The organism is Streptomyces sp. NPDC102437 (assembly GCF_044765565.1).
In the GTDB taxonomy this organism is placed as follows: domain Bacteria; phylum Actinomycetota; class Actinomycetes; order Streptomycetales; family Streptomycetaceae; genus Streptomyces.
In genome coordinates this window covers 112186-135559 of sequence record NZ_JBIWKI010000004.1, presented here as the reverse complement: position 1 = coordinate 135559, position 23374 = coordinate 112186, and the positions used below count along the sequence as shown (strand labels likewise).

At 71.4% G+C, this 23374-nt stretch carries 24 protein-coding genes; 8 read left to right on the top strand and 16 right to left on the bottom strand.

Annotated elements, in window-relative coordinates; all coding sequences use genetic code 11:
• The first annotated feature begins 125 nt into the window (after positions 1–125).
• Positions 126–431: a hypothetical protein gene (locus tag ACIRJP_RS07335; protein WP_404169307.1), complete on the top strand. Its 306-nt coding sequence runs from the start codon at positions 126–128 to the stop codon at positions 429–431.
• 160 nt (positions 432–591) lie between these two features.
• Here the strand turns inward: ACIRJP_RS07335 and ACIRJP_RS07330 are convergent, their stop codons facing one another.
• Complete coding sequence (locus ACIRJP_RS07330) at positions 592–1362, bottom strand: alpha/beta hydrolase (protein WP_404169304.1); 771 nt, start codon at positions 1360–1362, stop codon at positions 592–594.
• Positions 1363–1465: 103 nt separating this feature from the next.
• On the opposite strand from ACIRJP_RS07330, the gene ACIRJP_RS07325 reads away from it, so the two are divergent.
• Both ACIRJP_RS07325 and ACIRJP_RS07320 read left to right on the top strand, forming a co-directional pair.
• Positions 1466–2620: an adenosine deaminase gene (locus ACIRJP_RS07325; protein ID WP_404169301.1), complete on the top strand. Its 1155-nt coding sequence runs from the start codon at positions 1466–1468 to the stop codon at positions 2618–2620.
• Positions 2621–2755: 135 nt separating this feature from the next.
• Entirely contained in the window at positions 2756–3073 is a 318-nt protein-coding gene (locus ACIRJP_RS07320; protein ID WP_404169298.1) for a hypothetical protein, read from the top strand.
• Between the two features lie 70 nt (positions 3074–3143).
• On the opposite strand, the gene ACIRJP_RS07315 is transcribed toward ACIRJP_RS07320, so the two are convergent.
• From ACIRJP_RS07315 to afsQ1, 5 genes are all read right to left on the bottom strand, one after another.
• Complete coding sequence (locus ACIRJP_RS07315) at positions 3144–3347, bottom strand: PspC domain-containing protein (protein WP_376316679.1); 204 nt, start codon at positions 3345–3347, stop codon at positions 3144–3146.
• 93 nt (positions 3348–3440) lie between these two features.
• Positions 3441–3989: a VanZ family protein gene (locus ACIRJP_RS07310; protein ID WP_266730169.1), complete on the bottom strand. Its 549-nt coding sequence runs from the start codon at positions 3987–3989 to the stop codon at positions 3441–3443.
• Between the two features lie 111 nt (positions 3990–4100).
• Positions 4101–4730, bottom strand: coding sequence for a GerMN domain-containing protein (locus ACIRJP_RS07305; RefSeq protein WP_404169712.1), 630 nt, complete (start codon positions 4728–4730; stop codon positions 4101–4103).
• A gap of 11 nt (positions 4731–4741) precedes the next feature.
• Positions 4742–6280 (bottom strand): ATP-binding protein, encoded by a 1539-nt coding sequence (locus ACIRJP_RS07300; protein WP_404169292.1) that lies wholly within the window; start codon positions 6278–6280, stop codon positions 4742–4744.
• Entirely contained in the window at positions 6277–6954 is a 678-nt protein-coding gene (gene afsQ1, locus ACIRJP_RS07295; protein ID WP_206433404.1) for a two-component system response regulator AfsQ1, read from the bottom strand. The genes ACIRJP_RS07300 and afsQ1 overlap by 4 nt, the downstream gene beginning before the upstream one ends.
• Before the next feature lie 192 nt (positions 6955–7146).
• On the opposite strand from afsQ1, the gene ACIRJP_RS07290 reads away from it, so the two are divergent.
• Positions 7147–7908, top strand: a complete 762-nt coding sequence (locus tag ACIRJP_RS07290; RefSeq protein ID WP_266730167.1) for a SigE family RNA polymerase sigma factor — start codon at positions 7147–7149, stop codon at positions 7906–7908.
• Positions 7909–8042: 134 nt separating this feature from the next.
• On the opposite strand, the gene ACIRJP_RS07285 is transcribed toward ACIRJP_RS07290, so the two are convergent.
• On the bottom strand, positions 8043–8750 hold the full coding sequence (locus tag ACIRJP_RS07285) for a uridine kinase (RefSeq protein WP_404169289.1): 708 nt from the start codon (positions 8748–8750) through the stop codon (positions 8043–8045).
• Between the two features lie 63 nt (positions 8751–8813).
• On the opposite strand from ACIRJP_RS07285, the gene ACIRJP_RS07280 reads away from it, so the two are divergent.
• A complete protein-coding gene (locus tag ACIRJP_RS07280; protein ID WP_404169286.1) occupies positions 8814–9233 on the top strand; it encodes a hypothetical protein in 420 nt (139 codons plus the stop codon).
• A 66-nt stretch (positions 9234–9299) separates the two neighbouring features.
• Here ACIRJP_RS07280 and ACIRJP_RS07275 read toward each other — a convergent pair whose 3' ends face one another.
• The 3 genes from ACIRJP_RS07275 to deoC are packed head-to-tail and all read right to left on the bottom strand — an operon-like array spanning position 9300 to position 12641.
• Complete coding sequence (locus ACIRJP_RS07275; protein WP_404169283.1) at positions 9300–10205, bottom strand: aldehyde dehydrogenase family protein; 906 nt, start codon at positions 10203–10205, stop codon at positions 9300–9302.
• Positions 10195–11634: an aldehyde dehydrogenase family protein gene (locus ACIRJP_RS07270; RefSeq protein WP_404169280.1), complete on the bottom strand. Its 1440-nt coding sequence runs from the start codon at positions 11632–11634 to the stop codon at positions 10195–10197. Before ACIRJP_RS07270 ends, ACIRJP_RS07275 begins: the two co-directional genes overlap by 11 nt.
• Positions 11635–11639: 5 nt before the next feature.
• Positions 11640–12641, bottom strand: a complete 1002-nt coding sequence (gene deoC / locus ACIRJP_RS07265; protein WP_404169708.1) for a deoxyribose-phosphate aldolase — start codon at positions 12639–12641, stop codon at positions 11640–11642.
• A 124-nt stretch (positions 12642–12765) separates the two neighbouring features.
• On the opposite strand from deoC, the gene ACIRJP_RS07260 reads away from it, so the two are divergent.
• Positions 12766–13422, top strand: a complete 657-nt coding sequence (locus ACIRJP_RS07260) for a PH domain-containing protein (RefSeq protein WP_404169278.1) — start codon at positions 12766–12768, stop codon at positions 13420–13422.
• Between the two features lie 70 nt (positions 13423–13492).
• On the opposite strand, the gene ACIRJP_RS07255 is transcribed toward ACIRJP_RS07260, so the two are convergent.
• From ACIRJP_RS07255 to ACIRJP_RS07240, 4 genes are all read right to left on the bottom strand, one after another.
• Positions 13493–14296 carry a hypothetical protein gene (locus tag ACIRJP_RS07255; RefSeq protein WP_404169275.1) on the bottom strand — a complete coding sequence of 268 codons (804 nt, stop codon included), beginning with the start codon at positions 14294–14296 and terminating at the stop codon, positions 13493–13495.
• Positions 14297–14461: 165 nt separating this feature from the next.
• Entirely contained in the window at positions 14462–16102 is a 1641-nt protein-coding gene (locus ACIRJP_RS07250; protein ID WP_404169272.1) for a phospho-sugar mutase, read from the bottom strand.
• 59 nt (positions 16103–16161) lie between these two features.
• Positions 16162–16986 carry a purine-nucleoside phosphorylase gene (locus ACIRJP_RS07245; RefSeq protein WP_404169269.1) on the bottom strand — a complete coding sequence of 275 codons (825 nt, stop codon included), beginning with the start codon at positions 16984–16986 and terminating at the stop codon, positions 16162–16164.
• A gap of 102 nt (positions 16987–17088) precedes the next feature.
• On the bottom strand, positions 17089–17526 hold the full coding sequence (locus ACIRJP_RS07240; protein ID WP_404169266.1) for a gamma-glutamylcyclotransferase: 438 nt from the start codon (positions 17524–17526) through the stop codon (positions 17089–17091).
• Between the two features lie 249 nt (positions 17527–17775).
• On the opposite strand from ACIRJP_RS07240, the gene ACIRJP_RS07235 reads away from it, so the two are divergent.
• Both ACIRJP_RS07235 and ACIRJP_RS07230 read left to right on the top strand, forming a co-directional pair.
• On the top strand, positions 17776–19215 hold the full coding sequence (locus ACIRJP_RS07235) for an NAD(P)H-quinone dehydrogenase (RefSeq protein ID WP_072486523.1): 1440 nt from the start codon (positions 17776–17778) through the stop codon (positions 19213–19215).
• A 223-nt stretch (positions 19216–19438) separates the two neighbouring features.
• Positions 19439–20371: a DeoR/GlpR family DNA-binding transcription regulator gene (locus tag ACIRJP_RS07230; RefSeq protein ID WP_404169705.1), complete on the top strand. Its 933-nt coding sequence runs from the start codon at positions 19439–19441 to the stop codon at positions 20369–20371.
• Positions 20372–20571: 200 nt separating this feature from the next.
• On the opposite strand, the gene ACIRJP_RS07225 is transcribed toward ACIRJP_RS07230, so the two are convergent.
• Positions 20572–21171 (bottom strand): TetR family transcriptional regulator, encoded by a 600-nt coding sequence (locus tag ACIRJP_RS07225; protein ID WP_404169263.1) that lies wholly within the window; start codon positions 21169–21171, stop codon positions 20572–20574.
• A gap of 132 nt (positions 21172–21303) precedes the next feature.
• A complete protein-coding gene (locus tag ACIRJP_RS07220) occupies positions 21304–23058 on the bottom strand; it encodes an acetyl/propionyl/methylcrotonyl-CoA carboxylase subunit alpha (RefSeq protein ID WP_404169260.1) in 1755 nt (584 codons plus the stop codon).
• Positions 23059–23374: the final 316 nt, after the last annotated feature.

Sequence of the window (23374 nt, the reverse complement as noted above, 5' to 3'; positions counted from 1 at the left end):
CGGACCGGCCTGGCCCCACCCGGACGCCCCGGAGCCGTGCCATGATCGATTTCGGCCGGTACGGAGCGCCTGACCTGCGCATCCCGTGCCGTCCGGTTCCTGAGCACCCAAACGAGGGAGAGCACATGAAGCGCGTCATGCGCGGCCTGACGGGCGCCGCCGCCACCGCGGTCCTCGCCGGCGGCCTGATCGTCGCCCTGCCGGGCGCGGCGAGCGCCAACGACTACGGCTACACGTGCAAGAACTGGAAGACCGGCAGCTCCGCCTGGACCGCCTCCTGCGCCGTTACGCGCGGCAAGGCCCGTACGGTGACGGAGTGCTCCAACAGGACGATCTACGGCGCCTGGGTCGGCAAGGGTCACTGGAAGTTCGGCGGCGACTGCGGCCAGTACGCGCTGCGGGCCTACGACGTCCAGTGGAAGAAGGCCTGACCTCTTTCGCCCCGGCTCCCGGCGCGGTCCCCGCGGGCCGCGGCGGGAGCCGCGCCTGCCGGCCCCCGCCCGGAGACGGCGGGCGCCTCGCGAACCTGCCGCCCCGTGCCCCGGAGAAGGCGGACACCCCACGCGCCCGCCTGTCGGTCCGTCAACTTCCTCAGCCGCGCAGCGACTTCCCGAATCCGGCCGCCAGCGGCATCCGCAGCCCCAGCGGCGGTGGCGCCGCCAGCGCGTCGGCGACGGGCCGCGCGTACGCCCGGCCGAACAGCGAACCGCACACGAAGTCGGCGGCCAGGGCAGACACTTCGGCCCGGTGCTGGCGCAGCCCGTGGCCGTCCGAGTGGACCTCGAAGCGGCAGGTGTCACGGTTGGCCTTTTTGGCCCGCTCGGCCAGGCGGAAGGACAGCTCGGGGTCGGTACGGGCGTCGTTGGTGCCGTGGACGAGCAGCACCTGGCGGCCGAGCAGGTGCTTCACCGGCTCCGCTCCGTCCGCTCCGTCCGCCCCGTCCTCGGGCAGCCAGGGGGCCATCGCCAGCACGGAGTCGACCGCCGCGTGGCCGCCCGCCCGGAGTGCGGCCCGGCCGCCCATGCCGTGGCCGACCAGGCAGACCGGGACGTCGCCGTAGCGCCGTACGACCTCGTCCACCGCCCACTCGGCGTCCGCCGCGAGCTGCGCGTCCGTGGCGTTCCAGCCCCGGCAGCGATAGCGCACGACATGCGCGGCGAGCCCGTCGTCCTGCCCGGCGCGGGCCAGGGCGCGGGCCAGCGGCAGCTGGAGTGCGTAGGAGAGAGGGGAGGGGCGGCGGTGCGAATCGGCCTCGCCGTCCGGGAGCAGCAGAACAACGCCGCTGACCGCGGTTGGAGCTCCGGCCGTCCTGACGGCCCGTCCCAGCCTTGCGTCGGGCAGGGGGAGTGCGCGCTGTGCCATGACAGAACAGTGTCAGAAGGACAGGTGTACTCCACCCGTATTCGCGGTCACTGTTACGCATCGGCGAGCGACAATCTACGCGCGTAGGCGTTAGAGTGCGCAAATGATGAGCCCGACCCTTCATGTGCCCGGCCAGGATCAGATCCGGCGCGCACCCAAGGTGCTTCTGCACGACCATCTCGACGGCGGCCTGCGCCCGGGGACGATCGTCGACCTCGCCCTCGCGAGCGGATACGAAGGACTTCCCGAGACCGAGCCCGACAAGCTCGGCAGCTGGTTCCGGGAGGCGGCCGACTCCGGTTCGCTGGAGCGCTATCTGGAGACGTTCGCCCACACCTGCGCCGTCATGCAGACCCGCGAGGCGCTGGTCCGGGTCGCCGCCGAATGCGCCGAGGACCTGGCAGCGGACGGCGTCGTCTACGCCGAGGTGCGGTACGCCCCCGAGCAGCACCTCGAGGCCGGACTGACCCTCGAAGAGGTCGTCGAGGCGGTCAACGAGGGCTTCCGCGAGGGTGAGCGGCGCGCCCGCCGGGACGGGCACCGCATCCGCGTGGGCGCCCTCCTCACCGCGATGCGGCACGCCGCGCGCTCCCTGGAGATCGCCGAACTCGCCAACCGCTACCGCGACCAGGGCGTCGCCGGCTTCGACATCGCGGGCGCGGAGGCCGGCTTCCCGCCCACCCGGCACCTCGACGCGTTCGAGTACCTCAAGCGCGAGAACAACCACTTCACCATCCACGCGGGCGAGGCCTTCGGCCTGCCGTCGATCTGGCAGGCGCTCCAGTGGTGCGGTGCGGACCGGCTCGGGCACGGGGTCCGCATCATCGACGACATCGAGGTGGCCGACGACGGCGGTGTGAAGCTCGGCCGCCTCGCCTCCTACGTACGGGACAAGCGCATCCCGCTGGAGCTGTGCCCGACCTCCAACCTCCAGACCGGCGCCGCCGCCTCGTACGCCGAGCACCCCATCGGGCTGCTGCGGAAGCTGCATTTCCGGGCCACCGTGAACACGGACAACCGGCTGATGAGCGGTACGAGCATGAGCCACGAATTCGAGAAGCTGACCGAGACCTTCGGATACACGCTCGACGACATGCAGTGGTTCACCGTCAATGCGATGAAGTCGGCATTCATTCCTTTTGATGAGCGTCTGGCGATGATCAACGATGTGATCAAGCCCGGATACGCCGAGCTGAAGTCTGAATGGCTCTTCGAGCAGACCGCTGCGACCAGCGTTTCTTCCGCTTCTGCGGGCTGATCGACGTCATCGCGGAGAAGGGCCGGGGCGCCGAACTCCCGGCCTTTCCCGGTGTGTCGGCATGTTTGCGGGAAGGGCGGTGGGCTGGCTACTTTTCGGAGCCCCCACATCCCTATCCCCAAGGATGAATTTCACATGAAGCAGTCTGCTGTCAGGACTCTCGGCGTCGCCGCTCTCGGCGCCGCCTTCGCCGCCGCCGCTGCGGGCACCGCCTCCGCCGCCGTGCTGCCGACCGACGCCGCGGGCACCGCACTGCCGGTCGCGAGCGCGGCGCTGGGAACGGCGACCCAGAGCCTGCCGGTGCAGGAGACGGGCACCAAGCTGCTCGGCACCGACCAGCAGAAGCTCGTCGGCGAGGTCACCACCCCGGCCAAGGGCCTGCTCGGCGGCATGCCCGCGGGCGGCCTGCAGACCGGCGGCCTGTCGGCCAACGGTCTCCCGCTCGGCGGCTGATCCCCGCACACACGCCCGTGGGGCGGGCACCCGGACCGGGTGCCCGCCCCACGGGCGTGTGCGTACGAGGTCACCAGGCGGCGGCCGACGACGTCTTCTCGGACGGGAACAGCAGCCACAGCGCCAGGTAGAGCAGGAACTGCGGCCCCGGCAGCAGGCAGGAGACCAGGAAGATGATGCGCATGGTCCCCGCGGAGGTGCCGAAGCGCCGTGCCAGCGCTGCGCACACTCCGCCGATCATGCGTCCGTCACGGGGGCGGGCAAGTGCGGCCATGGTGGGCTCCTTCGCGAACCGTTGCTGGGGAGCAGCTCCGTCGTGCTCCCGATGGCTCCATGGTGGCCCGCCGAACAGGGGCAAAGCGTCGCTCTACGGGGCGATCCCGACCCTGGGAATCGTCGGGGTCGAACCCTGGCCGGCCTCGTCCCTCGGGTGGGGTACCACCCCGACCCGCTCCTGCTTCCGGCGGCGCAGCCGCGCCCGGCACATGGGTACGACGAGCAGATGGGCGAGGGCCACGCCGATGGTGTTCAGCAGCAGCGAGTCGACGTCGACGACCTGACCGGGCACTCCGGTCTGGGCCAGTTCGATGGTTGTCGAGATCAGCGCACCGGCCGCGACGGTACGGGCCAGCGAGGCCCACGGGGAGACGGTGAGCCGGCCCCCGGCCATCGGCAGCAGCACACCCAGCGGGGCGAGCAGCAGCAGCCCCTCACCGATCCGGCGGGCGGCCTCGACCGGGCCGAGGGACAGGTCGGCTCTGATGCCGGCGAAGGGTCGGAGATTCGAGGCGCCCATCCATGGCACATCGAGCGGGCGCAGGGTCAGCCACCCGACGAGCAGCAGATGCGCGATGAGGAGAGTGACCCCGGCCGCGCGGAAGCGGATGACGGCTGTACCGTCCGAACCTTGACGCACGCCCCCCAAGACGCCACGAACGGCAGGATCGGTTCCGCCGCCCCGGAATCCGGCCCGTCCGGCGCCGCGGCGCGGACCGCCGGACGCCCAGGCCCCGTACGTGCCGGGCGCTCAGGCCCCCGTACCCACCCCGAGCGTCGGTACCGCCTTGGGGCGCGCCTTCATCTCCGAGGTGCACAGGTACCCGCGCGGCGGATAGTTCCCGGGCCCGCCCAGCACCACCGTGCCCTCCGGGGCGAGCGAGTCGCTCTCCGCGTACGTGCACACGATCTGCGCCAGCGCCTCGGACCGCAGGTCCTCCGGCTGCTCGCTTAGCCGCAGCGTGCCCGACCGGTCGCCGCCGCGGGCCCCGCCGACCCGCAGGGTCTTCGGGACGGCCGTGGAGTACCCGGCACTCCGTTCGGCGGCGGGCGGCTTCAGCAGCAGCTCGTCCAGGAGCGCCTGCGCGATCCGGACCCGGTCCGAACCGGTCTCGTCGACCTGGACCGTCCGGTCCACCGTGACCAGCTGCGAGGAGCAGACCAGATAGATCTGTACGGGGATGCCCTTGAGGGCCTGCGTCGTGATGTCCTTTGCGGACATCGTGCACGGCACCTGCGACGGCGCGGCCCCCGCGTCCACCGGCACCGTGGTGGACCTGATCCCGCAGCCCGCGGCCAGCAGTGCCCCGACCACGGCCCCGGCCAGTGCCGCGGCCGTGCGGCGCGCCCGGCGGTTGCCGCCACCCGCCGCGCCACCCATCACGCTGTCCGTCACGTCGCTTCGCCCTCCTCGTCCCGGTCCCCGGCGTCGTGCCCACCGTCGGAACGGGTGAGCGGCTCGGCATCGCGCGGCAGCCGCAGTACGAACACCGCGCCGTCGCCGTCCGGCGAGTTCGCTGCCGTGATGTCACCGCCGTGGATGTGCGCGTTCTCCATGGCGATCGACAGCCCGAGACCGCTGCCCTCGGAACGCGGGCGCGAGGCGCTGGCCTTGTAGAACCGGTCGAAGACGTGCGGCAGCACGTCCTCGGGGATGCCGGGGCCGTGGTCCCGGACCTCGATGACGAGCTGGTCGCCCTCGGTCCGCACCGCGACCCGCACCGGCGAACCGCCGTGCTTGAGCGCGTTGCCGATCAGATTCGCCAGGATCACATCGAGCCGGCGCGGGTCGAGGCGGACCATCATGCCGCGCTCGGCGTCCAGATCCACCGCGTCCAGCCAGGCACGGGCGTCGATGCAGGCGGTGACCTGGTCGGCGACGTCCACGTTGTCGAGGACGAGCCGTGCCGTACCCGCGTCGAAGCGGGTGACCTCCATCAGGTTCTCCACCAGGTCGTTCAGGCGCCGGGTCTCGCTCACCACCAGGCGTACCGCGGGCGCGATCATCGGGTCCAGGCTGTCCGCCTCGTCCTCCAGCACCTCGGTGACAGCGGTCAGCGCGGTGAGCGGGGTGCGCAGCTCGTGCGACATGTCGGCGACGAACCGTCGGCTCGCCTCGTCCCGCGCGCTCATGTCCGCGACCCGCTTCTCCAGCGAACTCGCGGTCCGGTTGAACGTACGGGAGAGATCGGCCAGTTCGTCCGTGCCGGACACCACGAGCCGGGTGTCGAGCTTGCCCTCGCCGAGCTTGCGGGCGGCGTCGCCGAGCCGCTGCACGGGCCGCAGCACGGTCGTCGCCGCGGCCTGCGCGAGCAGCGCCGAACCGATCAGCGCGAGCCCGGTGGCGATGCCCAGCGACCAGGCCAGCGAGTTGAGGTCCTGCCGTTCCTGGTCGAGCGACTTCAGCATGTAGCCGGTCGGGCCACCACCGATGATCTTCGTACCACCCACCAGGTACGGCGTGCCGCGGATGCTCGTCCGCTGCCAGAACAGGTGGTACTCGTACTTGTTGCCCGCCTCCACCGGCTGCTTCTTGTTGACCGCCTTCTGCAGCGACAGCGGGACGTTGTCGAGCGTGAAGGTGTCCAGGTCGGAATTGCCGACGATCGGCTTGCCGGTGTCGCGCTCGTCGACCAGCAGCACGCTGTAGCCGGGCGAACTGCTCGCCATCTGCACCGCGGCGTTCTGCAGATCGTCCCTGGTGGGGTGGAGCGGCAGCGAGGCCGCCCGGCCCTGCATCTCCTGGCGGAAGTCCCCGAGCGCGGAGTCCTGGGTGCGGGTCAGCACGGCCTCGCGGTTCAGCCAGTACGCGATCCCCGACGCGGACACCGCGGCGGTCAGCGCCACCAGGGCGAACACCACGACGAGCCGCAGCCGCAGGCTGGTCCAGCGAAGCCCGGTGAGCAGGTTCCGTTTGACGGCGTCGCTCACTGAGGCGAGTCCAGCCGGTAGCCCACACCCCGGACTGTACGGATCAGGGTCGGCGAGGACGGCACGTCCTCAACCTTGGCCCGCAGCCGCTGCACACACGCGTCCACCAGCCGGGAGTCACCGAGGTAGTCGTGCTCCCAGACCAGCCGCAGCAGCTGCTGCCGCGACAGGGCCTGGCCCGGCCGGCGGCTCAGCTCCAGCAGGAGCCGCAGCTCGGTCGGCGTGAGCTGCAGGTCCTCGCCGTTCTTGGTCACGGTCATCGCGGAACGGTCGATCACCACGCTCCCGAACGACGCGGAGTCGGTGGACTCGCGCTCGCCGCGGCGCAGCACCGCGCGGATCCGGGCGTCGAGCACCCGGCCCTGCACGGGTTTCACCACGTAGTCGTCGGCACCGGACTCCAGCCCGACCACGACGTCGATGTCGTCGCTGCGCGCGGTCAGCAAAATGATCGGCAGCTGGTCGGTGCGCCGGATCCGCCGGCACACCTCGAAGCCGTCGATCCCGGGCAGCATCACATCCAGCACGATCAGGTCCGGCCGCTGCTCACGCAGCAGTTTCAGGCCGTCCTCTCCCGTCGCCGCAGTGGCCACACGGTGGCCCTGGCGCGACAGCGAGAGTTCGAGGGCCGTGCGGATGGCGTCGTCGTCCTCGATCAGCAACAGGAAAGGCACGCTGGTCATTCTGACCCATGGTGGCGCCCCAGTTCGACAGTTGGGGTCGACTCATACATCCCGTGGGCCCCAGGGGCACGCTCGGCAGGCCCTGTGACAGGCCTGTGACAGTCGGCGGACAGCGCCATGAAACTGCCCCGGCAAGCTTTTGGGCACAAGGAACGGACGGACTCCACCGATGGGGGGCGCGAGATGAACGCAACTCACAGCACCACCGCAAGCGCAGTTGTCACGCGTCTCCACGACGTCGGCCGGAGTATCGAGAAGTCCGGCGCCGGGAACGGGCGGGGGTGCGTTCGTGGCGCCGGGCGTCAGCACCTGTCGTACATGACGGTGGTTGACGCGCCTGTGGGGGGCAACGGGGGAAACAACGGGGGCAGCGCGTACGGGGAGGTCACGGGGGAGCGGAAGGCCCCGGCGCAGGGCGAGGACGCCGAAGCGGCGTTCACGGCCTACGTCCGGGAGCGCCGCGCCTCCCTGTACGCAACCGCCTATCACCTGACCGGCGACCGGTTCGAGGCCGAGGACCTGCTGCAGAGCGCCCTCTTCTCGACGTACCGGGCATGGGACCGGATCAGCGACAAGGCGGCGGTCGGCGGCTATCTGCGCCGCACCATGACCAACCTGCACATCAGCGCCTGGCGCAGGCGCAAGCTCAACGAGTACCCGACCGAGGAGCTGCCGGAGACGGCTGGCGACACGGACGCGATGCGTGGCACGGAACTGCGCGCCGTGCTCTGGCAGGCGCTGGCGCGGCTGCCGGAACTCCAGCGCACGATGCTGGTCCTGCGTTACTACGAGGGCCGCACCGACCCGGAGATCGCGGCCATCCTCGACATCAGTGTCGGCACGGTGAAGTCCAGCATCTGGCGGTCGCTCCGCCGGCTGCGCGAGGACGAGGTCCTCAGCTTCGGCCGTGACGAGGAGGAGTCCTTCGGCGAGCTGGTGGCCTGAGGCGAGGGGGAACACGGGGGAGAACGGGGCCGCTGCTTCGGGGGAGGCGGCGGAGTACGGGGGAAGTGCTGCGGGGTCGGACGGGCCGGGGGGTCCTGTCCGGCCCCGTTCGTGTTCGCGAGCGGGGAGGTCCGCTATGCCGTCCCGCGTGCGGCCGGCGCGCGGCGGCACCGGCCCGCTGCCGCCGCGGCCAGGCGGCCCAGGGCCTCTTCCTTGCCGCAGGGGTGGGCGCCCAGGGCCGCCTGGCGTGCCACGATCCGGCGCTCCGCACGCATCAGCCGCCAGCCGCGCCGCAGCAGGAACGGCACCGACTTGCGGCCCTCGCGCAGGTCCCGCAGCAGGCGGCGGCGGAACGTCGTCGTCGGGCGGCCGCGCAGGCACAGGGCGTCGGCCAGGACGCCGAGTTCCTGGCACCGCTCGACTATGTCCGCCGCGAAGATCCCCTCCGCCACGAACAGCGGCGTGCGCTCGATGTGGAAGGCCTCCCGGTCGACCCGGGAACTGGTGGCGATGTCGTAGACCGGGACGTGGGTGCGGCCGGTGCGGCACAGCTCCGTGATCGCGGTGACCGCCGCGTCGGCGTCCCAGGACTGTGCGGAGTCCCAGTCGATGTCCGTACTGCCGGGAACGAGCGGCAGCGTGGGATCGTCGCCCTCCTTGTAGAAGTCGTCCAGGCGCAGCACCGGCAGGTCGGTGCGGGCGGCGAGGGAGGACTTGCCGGAGCCGGAAGGGCCCGCGAGCAGTACGACGCGCGTCGGGATCGGTTGGGAATTCACAGGATACGAGTGTGAGGCATTGACCGGCGCAGGGGATCCCCCGGTGCCCTTGTTGGTATCGAGCATCACACCTCAATTACTCTACGCACTCGGATGGTTACTGGATCGTCTCGATCAGGTGGGAATTCCATGGCACGTCATGCACTTTCCAAGTCCCGTCGCCGCGCCCTGCTGAGGGCAGGTCTGACCGTCACCGCGGTGGGTGCCGCCCTCGGTGCGGGGGGTGCGGCGGCCCAGGCGGCGCCGCTGTCCCACGTGCCGGTCGTGGGCGGCGACACCGGCCTCGGTGCGGCCGGGGAGGCCGCGAGCGGCGCGGTGACCGGGGCGCTCGGTCACTCGCTCAGCAACGGCATCGCCCCGGTGACGCATCTGCGGCTCGACCCGCTGGCCGGCACGGGCACGGACCCGCTGGACAACGTGGTCGGGACGCAGGTCGCCGACTTCAAGCCGCTCTCCACGGCCGCCGTCACCGACCCGCTGACCGGCGGTGGGGCGCTGAAGGACCTGCCGTCGGCAGGGCCGTTGGCGCAGGCGCTGCACGGCGGCTGAGCAGCCGGCAACGGCCTGTTCCTCCGGGGTGCCGGAGGAACAGGCCGTTGCCGTGCGGGGAGCCGGTCAGTACGAGGAGCCCGAGACGCCCAGGGCGCCCGTCGGGTGCCAGACCGTCTTGGTCTCCAGGAAGGCCGTCAGGCGGTGGGTGCCCGGATCGGTCGTCCAGTCCGCGACGCCGTCGTCGTCCACAGGCTGTGGACGCAGAACCCGCTTCAGGTTGTCGGCCGCTGCGATCTCCAACTCCTTCGCGAGGGCCGTGTCGGCGCCTGTGAGGTCGATGGCGTTGACGTCCTGGTGGGATGCGAGCGGCGTCGCGATCTCCGCCGTCCTGCCGGACAGGATGTTCACCACGCCGCCCGGCAGGTCGGAGGTGGCCAGCACCTCGCCCAGGGACAGGGCCGGGAGGGGAGAGGCGGTGGAGGCGATGACGACGGCCGTGTTGCCGGTCGCGATCACGGGGGCGATCACCGAGACCAGGCCCAGGAACGAGGACTCCTGGGGGGCCAGGACCGTGACGACACCGGTCGGTTCGGGGGTGGACAGGTTGAAGAACGGGCCCGCGACCGGGTTCGCCCCGCCCACGACCTGGCCGATCTTGTCGGTCCAGCCCGCGTACCAGACCCAGCGGTCGATCGCCGCGTCGACGACGGCCGCCGCCTTGGACTTCGACAGACCCTCCGCGTCCGCCACTTCCCGTACGAACTGGTCCTTGCGGCCCTCCAGCATCTCCGCGACGCGGTAGAGGATCTGGCCGCGGTTGTACGCGGTCGCTCCCGACCAGCCGCCGAACGCCTTGCGGGCGGCCACGACCGCGTCGCGCGCGTCCTTGCGGGAGGACTGGGGGGCGTTCGCCAGCCACTTGCCCTTCGAGTCCGTCACCTCGTACACCCGGCCGCTCTCGGAGCGGGGGAACTTGCCCCCGACGTACAGCTTGTAGGTCTTGAAGACGCTCAGACGGTTATCGGACATCGAGGTACGCCTCCAGGCCGTGACGGCCGCCTTCGCGGCCGAAGCCCGACTCCTTGTAGCCGCCGAAGGGCGAGGTCGGGTCGAACTTGTTGAACGTGTTGGCCCAGACGACGCCCGCCCGGAGCTTGTTCGCCACCGCGAGGATGCGGGAGCCCTTCTCCGTCCAGATGCCGGCCGAGAGGCCGTACTGGCTGTTGTTGGCCTTGGCGACCGCCTCGTCGGGCGTACGGAAGGTCAGCACCGACAGCACCGGGCCGAAGATCTCGTCGCGGGCGATGGTGTGCGCCTGGGTGACGTTGGTGAACAGCGTCGGGGCGAACCAGTAGCCGGCGGAGGGGAGTTCGCAGGGGGCGCTCCAGCGCTCCGCGCCCTCCGCCTCGCCCGTCTCGGTGAGTGCGGTGATCCGGGCGAGCTGCTCCGCGGAGTTGATCGCGCCGATGTCGGTGTTCTTGTCCAGCGGGTCGCCGAGCCGGAGCGTGGACAGCCGGCGCTTCAGCGCGTCCAGCACCTCGTCGTGGACGGACTCCTGGACCAGGAGCCGGGAGCCCGCGCAGCAGACCTGGCCCTGGTTGAAGAAGATGCCGGTGACGATGCCCTCGACGGCCTGGTCGATCGGGGCGTCGTCGAAGACGATGTTGGCGCCCTTGCCGCCCAGTTCGAGGGTGACCTTCTTGTCCGTGCCGGCGACCTGGCGGGCGATTGCCTTGCCGACCGCGGTCGAGCCGGTGAAGGCGACCTTGTTGACATCCTCGTGCGCGACGAGGGCGGCGCCCGCGTCCCCGTAGCCGGGAAGGATGTTCACGACACCCTTGGGCAGCCCCGCCTGGCGGCAGATGTCCGCGAAGAACAGCGCGGAGAGCGGGGTCGTCTCGGCGGGCTTGAGGACCACCGTGTTGCCGGTGGCCAGCGCCGGGGCGATCTTCCAGGCCAGCATCAGGAGGGGGAAGTTCCAGGGGATGACCTGGCCCGCGACGCCGAGGGGTGCCGGATTCGGGCCGTACCCCGCGTGGTCGAGTTTGTCGGCCCAGCCCGCGTAGTAGAAGAAGTGCGCGGCGACGAGGGGGAGATCGGCGTCCCTCGTCTCCTTGATCGGCTTGCCGTTGTCCAGGGTCTCCAGGACGGCGAGCTCGCGGCTGCGCTCCTGGATGATCCGGGCGATCCGGAAGAGGTACTTGGCGCGCTCGGAGCCGGGCAGCGCCGACCACTTCTCGAACGCCTTGCGGGCCGCCTTCACGGCCCGGTCGACGTCGGCCGCACCGGCCTGCGCGACCTCGGAGAGCACCTCCTCGGTGCTCGGCGAGAGGGTCTTGAAGACCTTGCCGTCGGCCGCCTCGGCGAACTCGCCGTCGATGAACAGCCCGTACGAGGGCGCGATGTCGACGACCGCGCGCGACTCGGGGGCGGGGGCGTACTCGAATGCAGATGCCATGGGGATCAGTCCACCGTCACGTAATCGGGGCCGGAGTAACGGCCGGTGCTGAGCTTCTGGCGCTGCATCAGCAGATCGTTCAGCAGGCTGGAGGCGCCGAAGCGGAACCAGTGGTTGTCCAGCCAGTCCTCGCCCGCCGTCTCGTTCACCAGCACCAGGAACTTGACCGCGTCCTTGGACGTGCGGATGCCGCCGGCCGGCTTCACGCCGATCTGCACGCCGGTCTGCGCGCGGAAGTCGCGCACGGCCTCCAGCATCAGCAGGGTGTTGGCGGGAGTGGCGTTCGTGCCGACCTTGCCGGTCGAGGTCTTGATGAAGTCGGCGCCCGCCAGCATGCCGAGCCAGGAGGCGCGGCGGATGTTGTCGTACGTGGACAGCTCGCCGGTCTCGAAGATCACCTTCAGTCGGGCGTCGGGGCCCTCGGCCCGCGCGCACTCCGCCTTCACGGCGAGGATCTCCTCGTACACCTTCAGGTAGCGGCCGGAGAGGAACGCGCCCCGGTCGATCACCATGTCGATCTCGTCGGCCCCGGCGGCCACGGCGTCGCGGACGTCCGCGAGCTTCACGTCGAGCGCGGCGCGGCCGGCCGGGAAGGCCGTCGCCACGGAGGCCACCTTCACGCCGGAGCCGGCCAGCGCGGCGACGGCGGTCGCCGCCATGTCGGGATAGACGCAGACCGCCGCGGTGCGCGGGGCCGTGCGGTCGGTCGGGTCGGGGTTGACGGCCTTGGCGGCGAGAGCCCGGACCTTGCCCGGGGTGTCCGCGCCTTCCAGCGTCGTCAGGTCGATCATCGAGATGGCCAGGTCGATGGCGTACGCCTTGGCCGTCGTCTTGATCGAACGGGTGCCGAGGGACGCGGCGCGCGCTTCGAGGCCGACGGCGTCGACGCCGGGCAGCCCGTGCAGGAAGCGGCGCAGCGCACTGTCGGACGCGGTCGCGTCGCTGAGTGGGGCACCTCCCTGCTCGAACGAAGCTGAGAGCTTGGGGGAGGGAGCTGTGGTGGGCATGGTCACCAGAGGAGCATATCTACGCGCGTAGCGACCTGTACAGGGGGACCACCTCTCCGCGCGGGGCGCGGCCTGGGGGCGGCCGCCCCGGCGCTCCTTGCGCCCGTCAGGCAGAATCGGGCCCATGACGAGCCCCACACCACCCGCCGAGCCGGTCTACGCCGACCGGACCTTCCGCTCGCCCGCCGGGATCGTCGGGGGTGTTCTGCTGCTCCTGCTCATCTGCTGGATCGGCGGGGACGCCCTGATCCGGGGGGCCGGCCGGGTGCCGTGGCTGGCGCTGGCGGGGATGCTGACCGCGGTGCCGCTGGTCGTCGCCTTCACGCTGCGGCCCGTCGTGCTCGCCAACGAGCAGCGCATCCGGATCCGCAACCCGTTCCGGACGATCGGCATGCCGTGGACCGAGGTCGCGGATCTGCGGGCCGGGTACTCCTGCGAGCTGTTCACCGAGGGCGGCGCCAAGTACCAGCTCTGGGCGGTGCCGGTGTCGCTGCGGCAGCGGAAGAAGGCGGCCCGGCAGCAGTCCCGGCGGTCGCTGGACGACCCGTACGACCGTACGTCCGTGCACGCCGATGTCCGTGACACCAAGGCCCGGATGGCGTCGGCCGACCAGACCATGGTGGACCTGCGCGAGCTGGCGGAGCGGGCGAGGACGGGCGGTGCGGGCGCGGCTGCGGGGTCCGCGGAGCCGTCGTCGGTGTCCGTGCGCTGGGCGTACGAGGTGATCGCACCGGCGGTGGTGGGCGCGGTGCTGCTCGTGGTGCTGTTCGCGACCGGCTGAGGGCGGACCGCCGGATCCGACGAAGCCCGCACCGGGTTGCCGGTGCGGGCTTCACCCATGCTGCAGGGGTCTACTTGACGTCGACGTAGTCCCCGGCGGCGGTCGCGCCGCCCGTCGTGGACGTCTCGCCGAAGGTCCAGCGCCAGTACCCGTCCGAGGCCGCCTTGACCGCGGTCTTCAGGTCGCCCGTGGAGTTCGCCTCGACGATCTTCACCGTGGAGTAGGTGCTGGTGCCCGCCTTGCGGAACTGCAGCTTCGCCGCCTTGCCGCTGTAACCGGCGTAGGAGTGCTTCACCCAGTCGGCGCGGGTGAGCCGGCCGGTCACGGTGATCGTCCTGCCCTTGGCCACCGGCTCGGGCGAGGCGTTGACGGTCGCCCGCGCCGCGCGCTTGACCTGCGCCGTGCCGAGGGCGGGCAGGTACTCCTGGCTCTTCGGCTGCCCGCCGGAGCCCCAGATGCGTGCGGCCGCGCCGACCTTCCAGGTCGTGGCGTCGCTGTTCGAGTCCAGGGTGTAGCGCGGCTCGATGTACAGCTCGCCCTCGCAGTCGGCGGCGCGCGAGCCGTCCTCGTAACAGGTCATGCTGCTCAAGTAGATGCCGCCCTGGTCGGCACCCTTGCTCGCCGTGGTGTCGTGGTACAGGTACGGACTGGCCTCCACCTCGGAGAGCGAGTGGCCCGCGGACCACGTGACGTGGAAGCTGATGCCGGGGAGCTTCTCCTCGGTGGTGCCCACGACGATGGGCCTGCCCGAGTTCACGACCATCTTCGACACCGTGATCCCGGTGTCGGCGGCTTCCGCGGCCGGGGCGGTGAACGCCGCAAGGACGAGCGCTCCCGCGAGGGCGGCCACGGTGCCGGTTCTGCCTGTGCGCATGCACGGCCTCTCACTGGTAGGTATGCGAGTTGCCGCAGGGTACCGCCCCGGCACCGGGCGGAACGCCCCCGTGGATACCGGGCGCACTGGGGCGACGCCCCCGGGGGACCGCCGCGCTCACCGCCGCGCACCTGCCGGTGCGTGAGTGAGGGCGGCGGTTCCCGCTCAGATCCCGGCCGCGGCCGCCAGATCGCGCTTGATCCCGTCGAGCAGCTCGGTCCCCCTGGCCCGCGCCGCCGGCAGCTCGTCCGCCGAACCGACCGGCACCACGACCTCCAGGTAGCACTTGAGCTTCGGCTCGGTGCCGCTCGGGCGGACGATCACCCGGGCGCCTTGGAGCCGGTAGCGGAGCCCGTCGGTGGGCGGCAGCTCGGCCGTGCCCCGCGCCAGGTCCTCGGCCGAGGTGACCGCGAGGCCCGCCAGCGCGGTCGGGGGCTGCTCGCGCAGCCGCGCCATGGCGTCGGAGATGACCGACAGGTCCTTCACCCGGACCGACAGCTGGTCGGTGGCGTGCAGCCCGTGGTCGAGCGCAAGGTCGTCGAGGAGATCGAGCAGCGTACGCCCCTGCTCCTTGAGCACGGAGGCGAGCTCGGCGACGAGCAGCGCGGCCGTGATGCCGTCCTTGTCGCGTACTCCCTCCGGGTCGACGCAGTAGCCGAGCGCCTCCTCGTACCCGTAGCGCAGTCCGTCCACCCGGGCGATCCACTTGAAGCCGGTCAGCGTCTCCTCGTGGCCGAGCCCCGCTTTCCGGGCGATCCGGCCGAGCAGCGAGGACGACACGATCGACTCGGCGAAGACGCCGCTCACGCCCCGGTCCACCAGATGGGCGGCGAGCAGCGCCCCGACCTCGTCGCCGCGCAGCATCCGCCAGCCGCCCCCGGTGGCGGGGTCCGGGACGGCGACGGCGCAGCGGTCGGCGTCCGGGTCGTTGGCGATGACGATGTCGGGCTCGGTGCGGCGCGCGGTCGCGAAGGCGAGGTCCATCGCGCCGGGCTCCTCCGGATTGGGGAACGCGACGGTGGGGAACGCCGGGTCGGGCTCGGCCTGTTCGGCGACGAGCACCGGCGCGGGGAACCCGGCCCGGTCGAAGGCGGCGGTCAGCACGGACGTACCGACACCGTGCATCGCGGTGTACACGACCCGGGCGGTACGCGGCGACCCGGCGGCGAGCACCGCGTCCGTACGGGCCAGGTAGGCGTCCAGAACCTCCTCGCCGAGGGTCTCCCAGCCGTCGTCGGGGCGCGGCACGCCGTCGAGCGGGCCGACCGCGGCGATCTCGGCGGCGATCTCGCCGTCCGCCGGGGGGACGATCTGCGAGCCGTCGCCGAGATAGACCTTGTAGCCGTTGTCGCGCGGCGGGTTGTGGCTGGCGGTCACCTCGACGCCCGCGACGGCGCCCAGGTGCCGTATGGCGTACGCCAGCACGGGGGTGGGGAGCGGGCGGGGGAGCACGGCCGCCCGCAGGCCCGCGCCGGTCATCACGGCCGCGGTGTCCCGGGCGAAGTCGGCGGACTTGTACCGGGCGTCGTACCCGATGACGACGAGCCCGCCGCCCTGCCCCTGCGCCTTGAGATATGCGGCGAGCCCGGCCGCGGCGCGGATGACGACACAACGGTTCATCCGCATCGGCCCGGCCCCCAGTTCACCGCGGAGCCCGGCGGTGCCGAACTGCAGGGTGCCGGCGAACCGTGCGGCGAGCTCGTCGGCACTCCCGGATTCGATGAGCGCGGCGAGCTCGTCGCGGGTCTCGGGATCGGGGTCCTCCGCGAGCCACGCCCTGGCCTGCGCGATGAGGTCCTGCTGCACGGTGTCCGCCTTCCTGCGGGTGCTTCGTGGGTGGGTGCGCGGATCCGGCCGTGGCCGGATCAGATGCGTTCGAGGACGCGGGCCAGCAGCGCGCCCATGCGCGTGGCGGAGTCCCGGCCCGCCTGGAGCACCTCTTCGTGGTTGAGCGGCTCCCCGCTCAGCCCCGCCGCGAGGTTGGTGACCAGCGAGATGCCCAGTACCTCGGCGCCCGCCTCGCGGGCGGCGATGGCCTCCAGCACGGTGGACATGCCGACCAGGTCGCCGCCCATCACGCGGACCATGTTGATCTCGGCCGGCGTCTCGTAGTGCGGGCCGGGGAACTGCACGTACACACCCTCTTCGAGGGTCTCGTCGACCTCCTTGCACAGCGCGCGCAGCCGCGGCGAGTACAGGTCGGTCAGATCGACGAAGTTGGCGCCGACGATGGGGGAGGCCGCCGTCAGGTTGATGTGGTCGCTGATCAGCACCGGCTGACCGGGGCGCATGCCCTCGCGCAGTCCGCCGCAGCCGTTCGTCAGGACGACGGTCCCGCACCCGGCCGCGACGGCGGCACGGACTCCGTGCGCTACGGCGGCGACGCCCCGGCCCTCGTAGAAGTGCGTACGGCCGAGGAAGACCAGGACCCGCTTCTCGCCGATCTTGTACGAGCGGATCGTCCCGCCGTGCCCCTGCACGGCGGGCGCCGGGAAACCGGGCAGCTCGGTCACCGGGAACTCGGCCTCCGGAGCGCCGAGCGCGTCGCCCGCGGGCGCCCAGCCGGAACCCATCACGAGCGCGACGTCGTGGGTCTCGGCGCCGGTCAGCTCGCGAAGGCGGGCGGCGGCGTCGGCGGCGGCGGCGTACGGGTCGCCCTGGATGTTGTCCGGAATAACTGATGCGTTCACGCGGATGAGGGTAGCCGGTGATTCCCTACGCGCGTAGATGCCCTTGTGCAGAGTCTGTACACGCTTGCTCGTACATTCACACAAAAGCGCTGGCCGGACCGGTCAGCAGGGACGCTTGCGGAGTTCCATCACATAGTCGTGCGGCGCGCCCGCGGACTCGGCGCCGTCGGCGATCTCGCCCAGGTAGCGGGCGGACGGCAGCCCGCCCTCGTAGCCGTTCAGCACATACATCCAGGCCGGCTCCTCGCCGTCCAGGGTGTGCACCCGCACCCGCATCCGCCGGTAGATGTCGAGGCCGACACCCTCCCACCGGTCCATGGAGTCCTCGTCCATCGGCGCCAGGTCGTACAGCGCCACGAAGACCTGGGAGCGGGGCGCCTCCACCACGGTGGCCAGCGCGCCTTCCCAGCCCATCTGCTCCCCGCCGAAGGTCAGCCGCCAGCCGTTGAGCCAGCCCGTGCCGCGCAGCGGGGAATGCGGTGCGCGGCGCGTCATCAGCCGCGCGTCGAGGTTGCCGGCGTACGCGGCGTAGAGCGACATGGGTCCGAGGGTACGGGAGGTGACGGCGGGAACGTCGATTCCGGTGCGGAAGACCACTCGCCGGGTTCCGCTTCCCGCCCCCGGGCCCCGGCGCGCACGCCCCGGCGCACGTATGGAGGGCCCCGGGGCGAAGCACCTTGGCGCGTGCGGGACAATGAAGTACGTACTGCATTCCCCCGGGGCGCTCCCCCGGACCCCCGGCCGGGGCAGCAGACGGCCGCGGGATGACATACGCGAGGCGGACTTTTCGTGACCCGGATCGTGATCATCGGCGGCGGACCCGGCGGCTACGAGGCGGCACTGGTGGGCGCCCAGCTCGGCGCGGAGGTGACCGTCGTCGACTGCGACGGCCTCGGCGGCGCGTCCGTGCTCACCGACTGCGTGCCCTCGAAGACCCTGATCGCGACGGCGGAGGTGATGACCACCTTCGACTCCTCGTACGAGGAACTGGGCATCATCGTCGCGGACGACACCCCGCACATCGAGCAGGCCGCCCGCGTGGTCGGCGTCGACCTCGGCAAGGTCAACCGACGGGTGAAGCGCCTGGCGCTCGCCCAGTCCCACGACATCACCGCCTCCGTCACCCGGGCCGGCGCCCGCGTGATGCGCGGCCGGGGCCGTCTGGAGGGCCTCCAGGCCGCCGACGGCTCCCGCAAGGTCGTCGTGACCGCCGCCGACGGCACCGAGGAGACGCTCACCGCCGACGCCGTGCTGATCGCCACCGGCGGCCACCCCCGGGAGATCCCGGACGCGCTCCCCGACGGCGAGCGCATCCTGAACTGGACCCAGGTCTACGACCTCGACGAGCTGCCCGAGGAGCTCATCGTGGTCGGCTCCGGCGTGACCGGCGCCGAGTTCGCGGGCGCCTACCAGGCGCTCGGCTCGCGCGTCACCCTCGTCTCGTCCCGCGACCGCGTGCTGCCGGGCGAGGACCCGGACGCCGCCGCCGTGCTGGAGGACGTCTTCCGGCGCCGCGGCATGAACGTCATGGCCCGCTCCCGCGCCCAGGCCGCCAAGCGCGTCGGCGACCGGGTCGAGGTCACCCTGGCCGACGGCCGGGTCATCTCCGGTTCGCACTGCCTCATGGCGGTCGGCGCCATCCCCAACAGCGCGGGGATGGGCCTGGAGGAGGCCGGGGTCCGGCTCAAGGAGTCCGGCCACATCTGGACCGACAAGGTCTCCCGCACCAGCGCGCCGGGCGTGTACGCGGCCGGTGACGTCACCGGGATCTTCGCCCTCGCCTCGGTCGCCGCCATGCAGGGCCGGATCGCGATGTACCACTTCCTCGGTGACGCGGTGGCCCCGCTGGACCTGAAGACGGTCTCCTCGAACGTCTTCACCGACCCCGAGATCGCCACCGTCGGCTACACCCAGGCCGACGTCGACGCGGGCAAGATCGACGCCCGGGTGGTCAAGCTGCCGCTGCTGCGCAACCCGCGCGCGAAGATGCAGGGAATCCGCGACGGATTCGTCAAGATCTTCTGCCGGCCCGGCACCGGAATCGTGGTCGGCGGCTGTGTCGTCGCGCCGCGCGCGAGCGAACTCATCCACCCCATCTCGATCGCGGTCGACAACAATTTGACGGTAGAACAGATCGCAAACGCTTTCACCGTGTATCCGTCCCTGTCGGGTTCGATCGCGGAAGTGGCCAGGCAGTTGCACACCCGAAAGCGCGCGGGTGAGGCGTAAGCGCCTTCGAGGACGCTGTATTCCCCGGCATCTCCCGGCAACTCGGGCGCTCCGGCGATCGCCGTCCGGTCAGTACCGAACAACAATGGGGCCGCCTATATCACTTGTCGGCCCCTTGTATGTGCAACTTCCGTTATTCGGAGCAAACTGCTGAAGACACTCGGGCGGTCACGTTACTGTCAGTTTTGTGTTCGCTGCAGAACGTCGTCAGTTGATCCTCGAAATGGTGCGCGCCAACGGGGCGGTATCGCTCCGTGAGCTCGCCCGCGTCGTCCAGACCTCCGAAGTGACCGTACGGCGGGACGTGCGGGCGCTGGAGGCAGAAGGACTCCTCGACCGCCGGCACGGCGGTGCGGTACTGCCGGGCGGTTTCACACGGGACTCCGGCATTCCGCAGAAGTCCCATCTCGCCACCGCGGAGAAGACGGCCATCGCCGACCTGGCCGCCGGTCTAGTGGAGGAGGGCGAGGCCATCGTCGTCGGTGCCGGTACGACCACGCAGGAGCTGGCCCGCCGGCTCGCGCGGGTCCCCGGCCTGACCGTCGTCACCAACTCCTTACTGGTCGCGCAGGCGTTGGCCCATGCCAACCGGGTGGAGGTGGTGATGACCGGCGGTACGCTGCGCGGTTCCAACTACGCCCTGGTGGGCAGCGGTGCCGAGCAGTCCCTCCAGGGGCTGCGGGTCTCGCGCGCGTTCCTCTCCGGGAGCGGGCTCACCGCGGAGCGCGGCCTGTCCACCTCCAACATGCTCTCCGCGAGCGTGGACCGGGCGCTGGTACAGGCCGCCGCCGAGGTGGTGGTCCTGGCGGACCACTCCAAGCTCGGTTCCGACACCATGTTCCAGACGGTGCCGACCGACATCATCACCCGACTGGTGACGGACGAACCCCCCGGCCACGACGACCGCGCCGCCACCGAACTGCAGGCCCTCGCCGACCAGGGGGTCCATATCGCGGTGGCAGGTTCGGGCGGCGGCCCCGCATCGGCCGAGCCCCTCCCGCACGGCCGCCAGGGCCGCCGCGACATGCCCCTGCCCGGACAGCGCCGGACGCACGGGGGCGGGCCCGGGGGGCCAGGCCCGCAGCAGCTGCGGAGCGCGGCGGCGATGGCGGAGCAGGGGGACCGGGCGAGGGTGGCGGACCTGCGGCGCCGCTAAAGGGCTGTCCCGTAATCAGCGTGCGGCGTCAGACGCGGTGCGTCGCACGGCACTGGACCCCCGCTCCCTGATCCGGCCTGATCCAAACGGAAGACCCCAGGCCCCCCGTGCGCGGCGGAGCCGCATGTCGGTGACGTCGGGAAGGGACGGGCAGGGGAACAGCCCCGCGCAGCGGACCACACGGCCTGCACACCCCCCGCTCAACCCTCCTCCGCGCGCGTCCCCTTCAGCCCCTGCAAGGTCAGCATCAGCAACCGCTCCGCCAACTCCGGGTCCTCCGGCGACTGTTCGGCAGCCAGCGCGATCGCGTTCGTCAGCTGCAGCAGGTCGTCGATCGACACCTCCGAGCGCACGGCCCCGCTCGCCTGCGCCCGCCCCAGCAGCACCGTCCCCGCCTCGCGCAACGGCACATTGCACTGTGCCAGGGCGGAATTCTCGTCCCGTGACGTCGACATGAGCGCCTGCGCGAGCCCCCGGTATTCACCCGCGTGGGTGATGATCGCGCTCAGCCACTCCACCAGGGCCCGGCACGGCTGCTCCGCACCCGCGAGTTCACGGGAACGGGTGATCAGTGACGTCACCGCCTCCTGGAAGACCGCGTTCATCAGCGCGTGCCGGTTCGGGAAATGCCGGTACAGCGTGCCGATCCCCACGCCGGCGCGCCGCGCGATGTCCTCCAGGGACGCGTCGGTGCCGTGCTCCGCGAAGGCGGTCCGCGCCTCGCTCAGCAGCCGGTCGTAGTTCCGGCGCGCGTCGGCCCGCATGGGCCGGGGCGGCGTCTGTGCCGTACTGATCGTCATGGCGCGGTCATCCCTTCTTCCGCCTCGGGTCCAGGATGCCACCACGCTTCCGAGGGAGTGACCGCACGACTGGGTCCCCCGGGAAGATGTACGTCTTCCCGGGGGACCCGGTCGTGCGGAACAACGTGTCGGTCAGTCCTTGATCTCACAGATCACGGCGCCGGAGGAGACCGAGCTGCCGACCTCGGCGGCGAGGCCCTTGATGGTGCCGGAGCGGTGCGCGTTGAGCGGCTGCTCCATCTTCATGGCCTCCAGGACGACGATCAGGTCGCCCTCCTGGACCTCCTGGCCCTCCTCGACGGCGATCTTGACGATGGTGCCCTGCATCGGGGACGCCAGGGTGTCGCCGGAGACCGCGGAGCCGGACTTCTTGGCGGCGCGGCGCTTCGGCTTGGCGCCCGCGGCGAGTCCGGTGCGGGCCAGGCTCATGCCGAGCGAGGAGGGCAGGGAGACCTCCAGACGCTTGCCACCGACCTCGACCACGACCGTCTCGCGGCCGGCCTCCTCCTCGGCCTCCGTGGCGGCCGTGGCGGTGAAAGGCTTGATGTCGTTGACGAACTCGGTCTCGATCCAGCGGGTGTGAACCTGGAACGGTTCGCTGGTGAAGGCCGGGTCGGTGACGACCGCGCGGTGGAACGGGATGGCGGTGGCCATGCCCTCCACGTTGAACTCGGCCAGCGCACGGGCCGCGCGCTGCAGCGCCTGCTCACGGGTCGCACCGGTCACGATGAGCTTCGCCAGCAGCGAGTCCCAGGCCGGGCCGATGACCGAGCCGGACTCCACACCCGCGTCGAGGCGGACACCGGGGCCGGTCGGCGGGGCGAAGGCGGTGACGGTGCCCGGGGCGGGCAGGAAGCCGCGGCCCGGGTCCTCGCCGTTGATCCGGAACTCGAAGGAGTGCCCGCGCACGGCCGGGTCGTCGTAGCCCAGCTCCTCGCCGTCGGCGATGCGGAACATCTCGCGTACGAGGTCGAGGCCGCTGACCTCCTCGGTCACCGGGTGCTCGACCTGGAGGCGGGTGTTGACCTCCAGGAAGGAGATCGTCCCGTCCGTGCCGACGAGGAACTCCACCGTGCCGGCGCCGACGTAGCCGGCTTCCTTCAGGATGGCCTTGGACGCCGCGTACAGCTCCGCGTTCTGCGCATCGGACAGAAACGGTGCCGGGGCCTCCTCGACCAGCTTCTGGTGGCGGCGCTGGAGCGAGCAGTCACGGGTGGAGACCACGACCACGTTGCCGTGGCTGTCGGCCAGGCACTGCGTCTCGACGTGGCGCGGCCGGTCGAGGTAGCGCTCCACGAAGCACTCGCCCCGGCCGAACGCCGCGACGGCCTCACGGACCGCGGAGTCGTACAGCTCCGGGATCTCCTCCAGCGTGCGGGCCACCTTCAGCCCGCGACCGCCGCCACCGAAGGCGGCCTTGATCGCGATCGGCAGCCCGTGCTCCTTCGCGAACGCCACGACCTCGGCGGAACCCTCGACCGGGTCGGGCGTGCCGGCGACCAGCGGAGCCCCGGCGCGCTGCGCGATGTGCCGGGCGGCGACCTTGTCGCCGAGGTCCCGGATCGCCTGCGGCGGCGGGCCGATCCACGTCAGGCCGGCATCCAGCACGGCCTGCGCGAATTCGGCGTTCTCCGACAGGAAGCCGTAGCCCGGGTGGATCGCGTCGGCACCGGAGTCCTTGGCAGCCTGGAGCACCTTGGCCATGTCCAGGTAGCTGGCGGCCGGGGTGTCACCGCCCAGAGCGAATGCCTCGTCGGCCGCACGCACATGCAGAGCGTCGCGGTCCGGGTCTGCGTAGACGGCCACGCTCCCGATCCCGGCATCCCGGCATGCCCGAGCAACACGGACAGCAATTTCGCCACGGTTGGCGATGAGCACCTTGCGCACGATGGCTCCCTCCTTGAAACAAGCTGAGTTTAGGGACTACCGACACGGCCCTACGACCCGTCCCCAATGGTGAGCTTGCCCACACGGAGTGTGATTCGAGGCTTGCTCAAGTCGCGAAATCCCTTGTGGCACCACGGTACGCCGGGTTTCATGACCGCACAGTAGCCACGAGGTGTGGTCCAGGTCTCTGTTCGGGCGAGCTGTGACTCCGCGCGTTTCTTTGTCGAGTCCCCACTAATGGCCGAATGATTCTTTGCCCGACGCGCCCGGGCCGCGACAGCGGGGTGCGTGACGGGTGCGCCCCCGTGCGCCACGA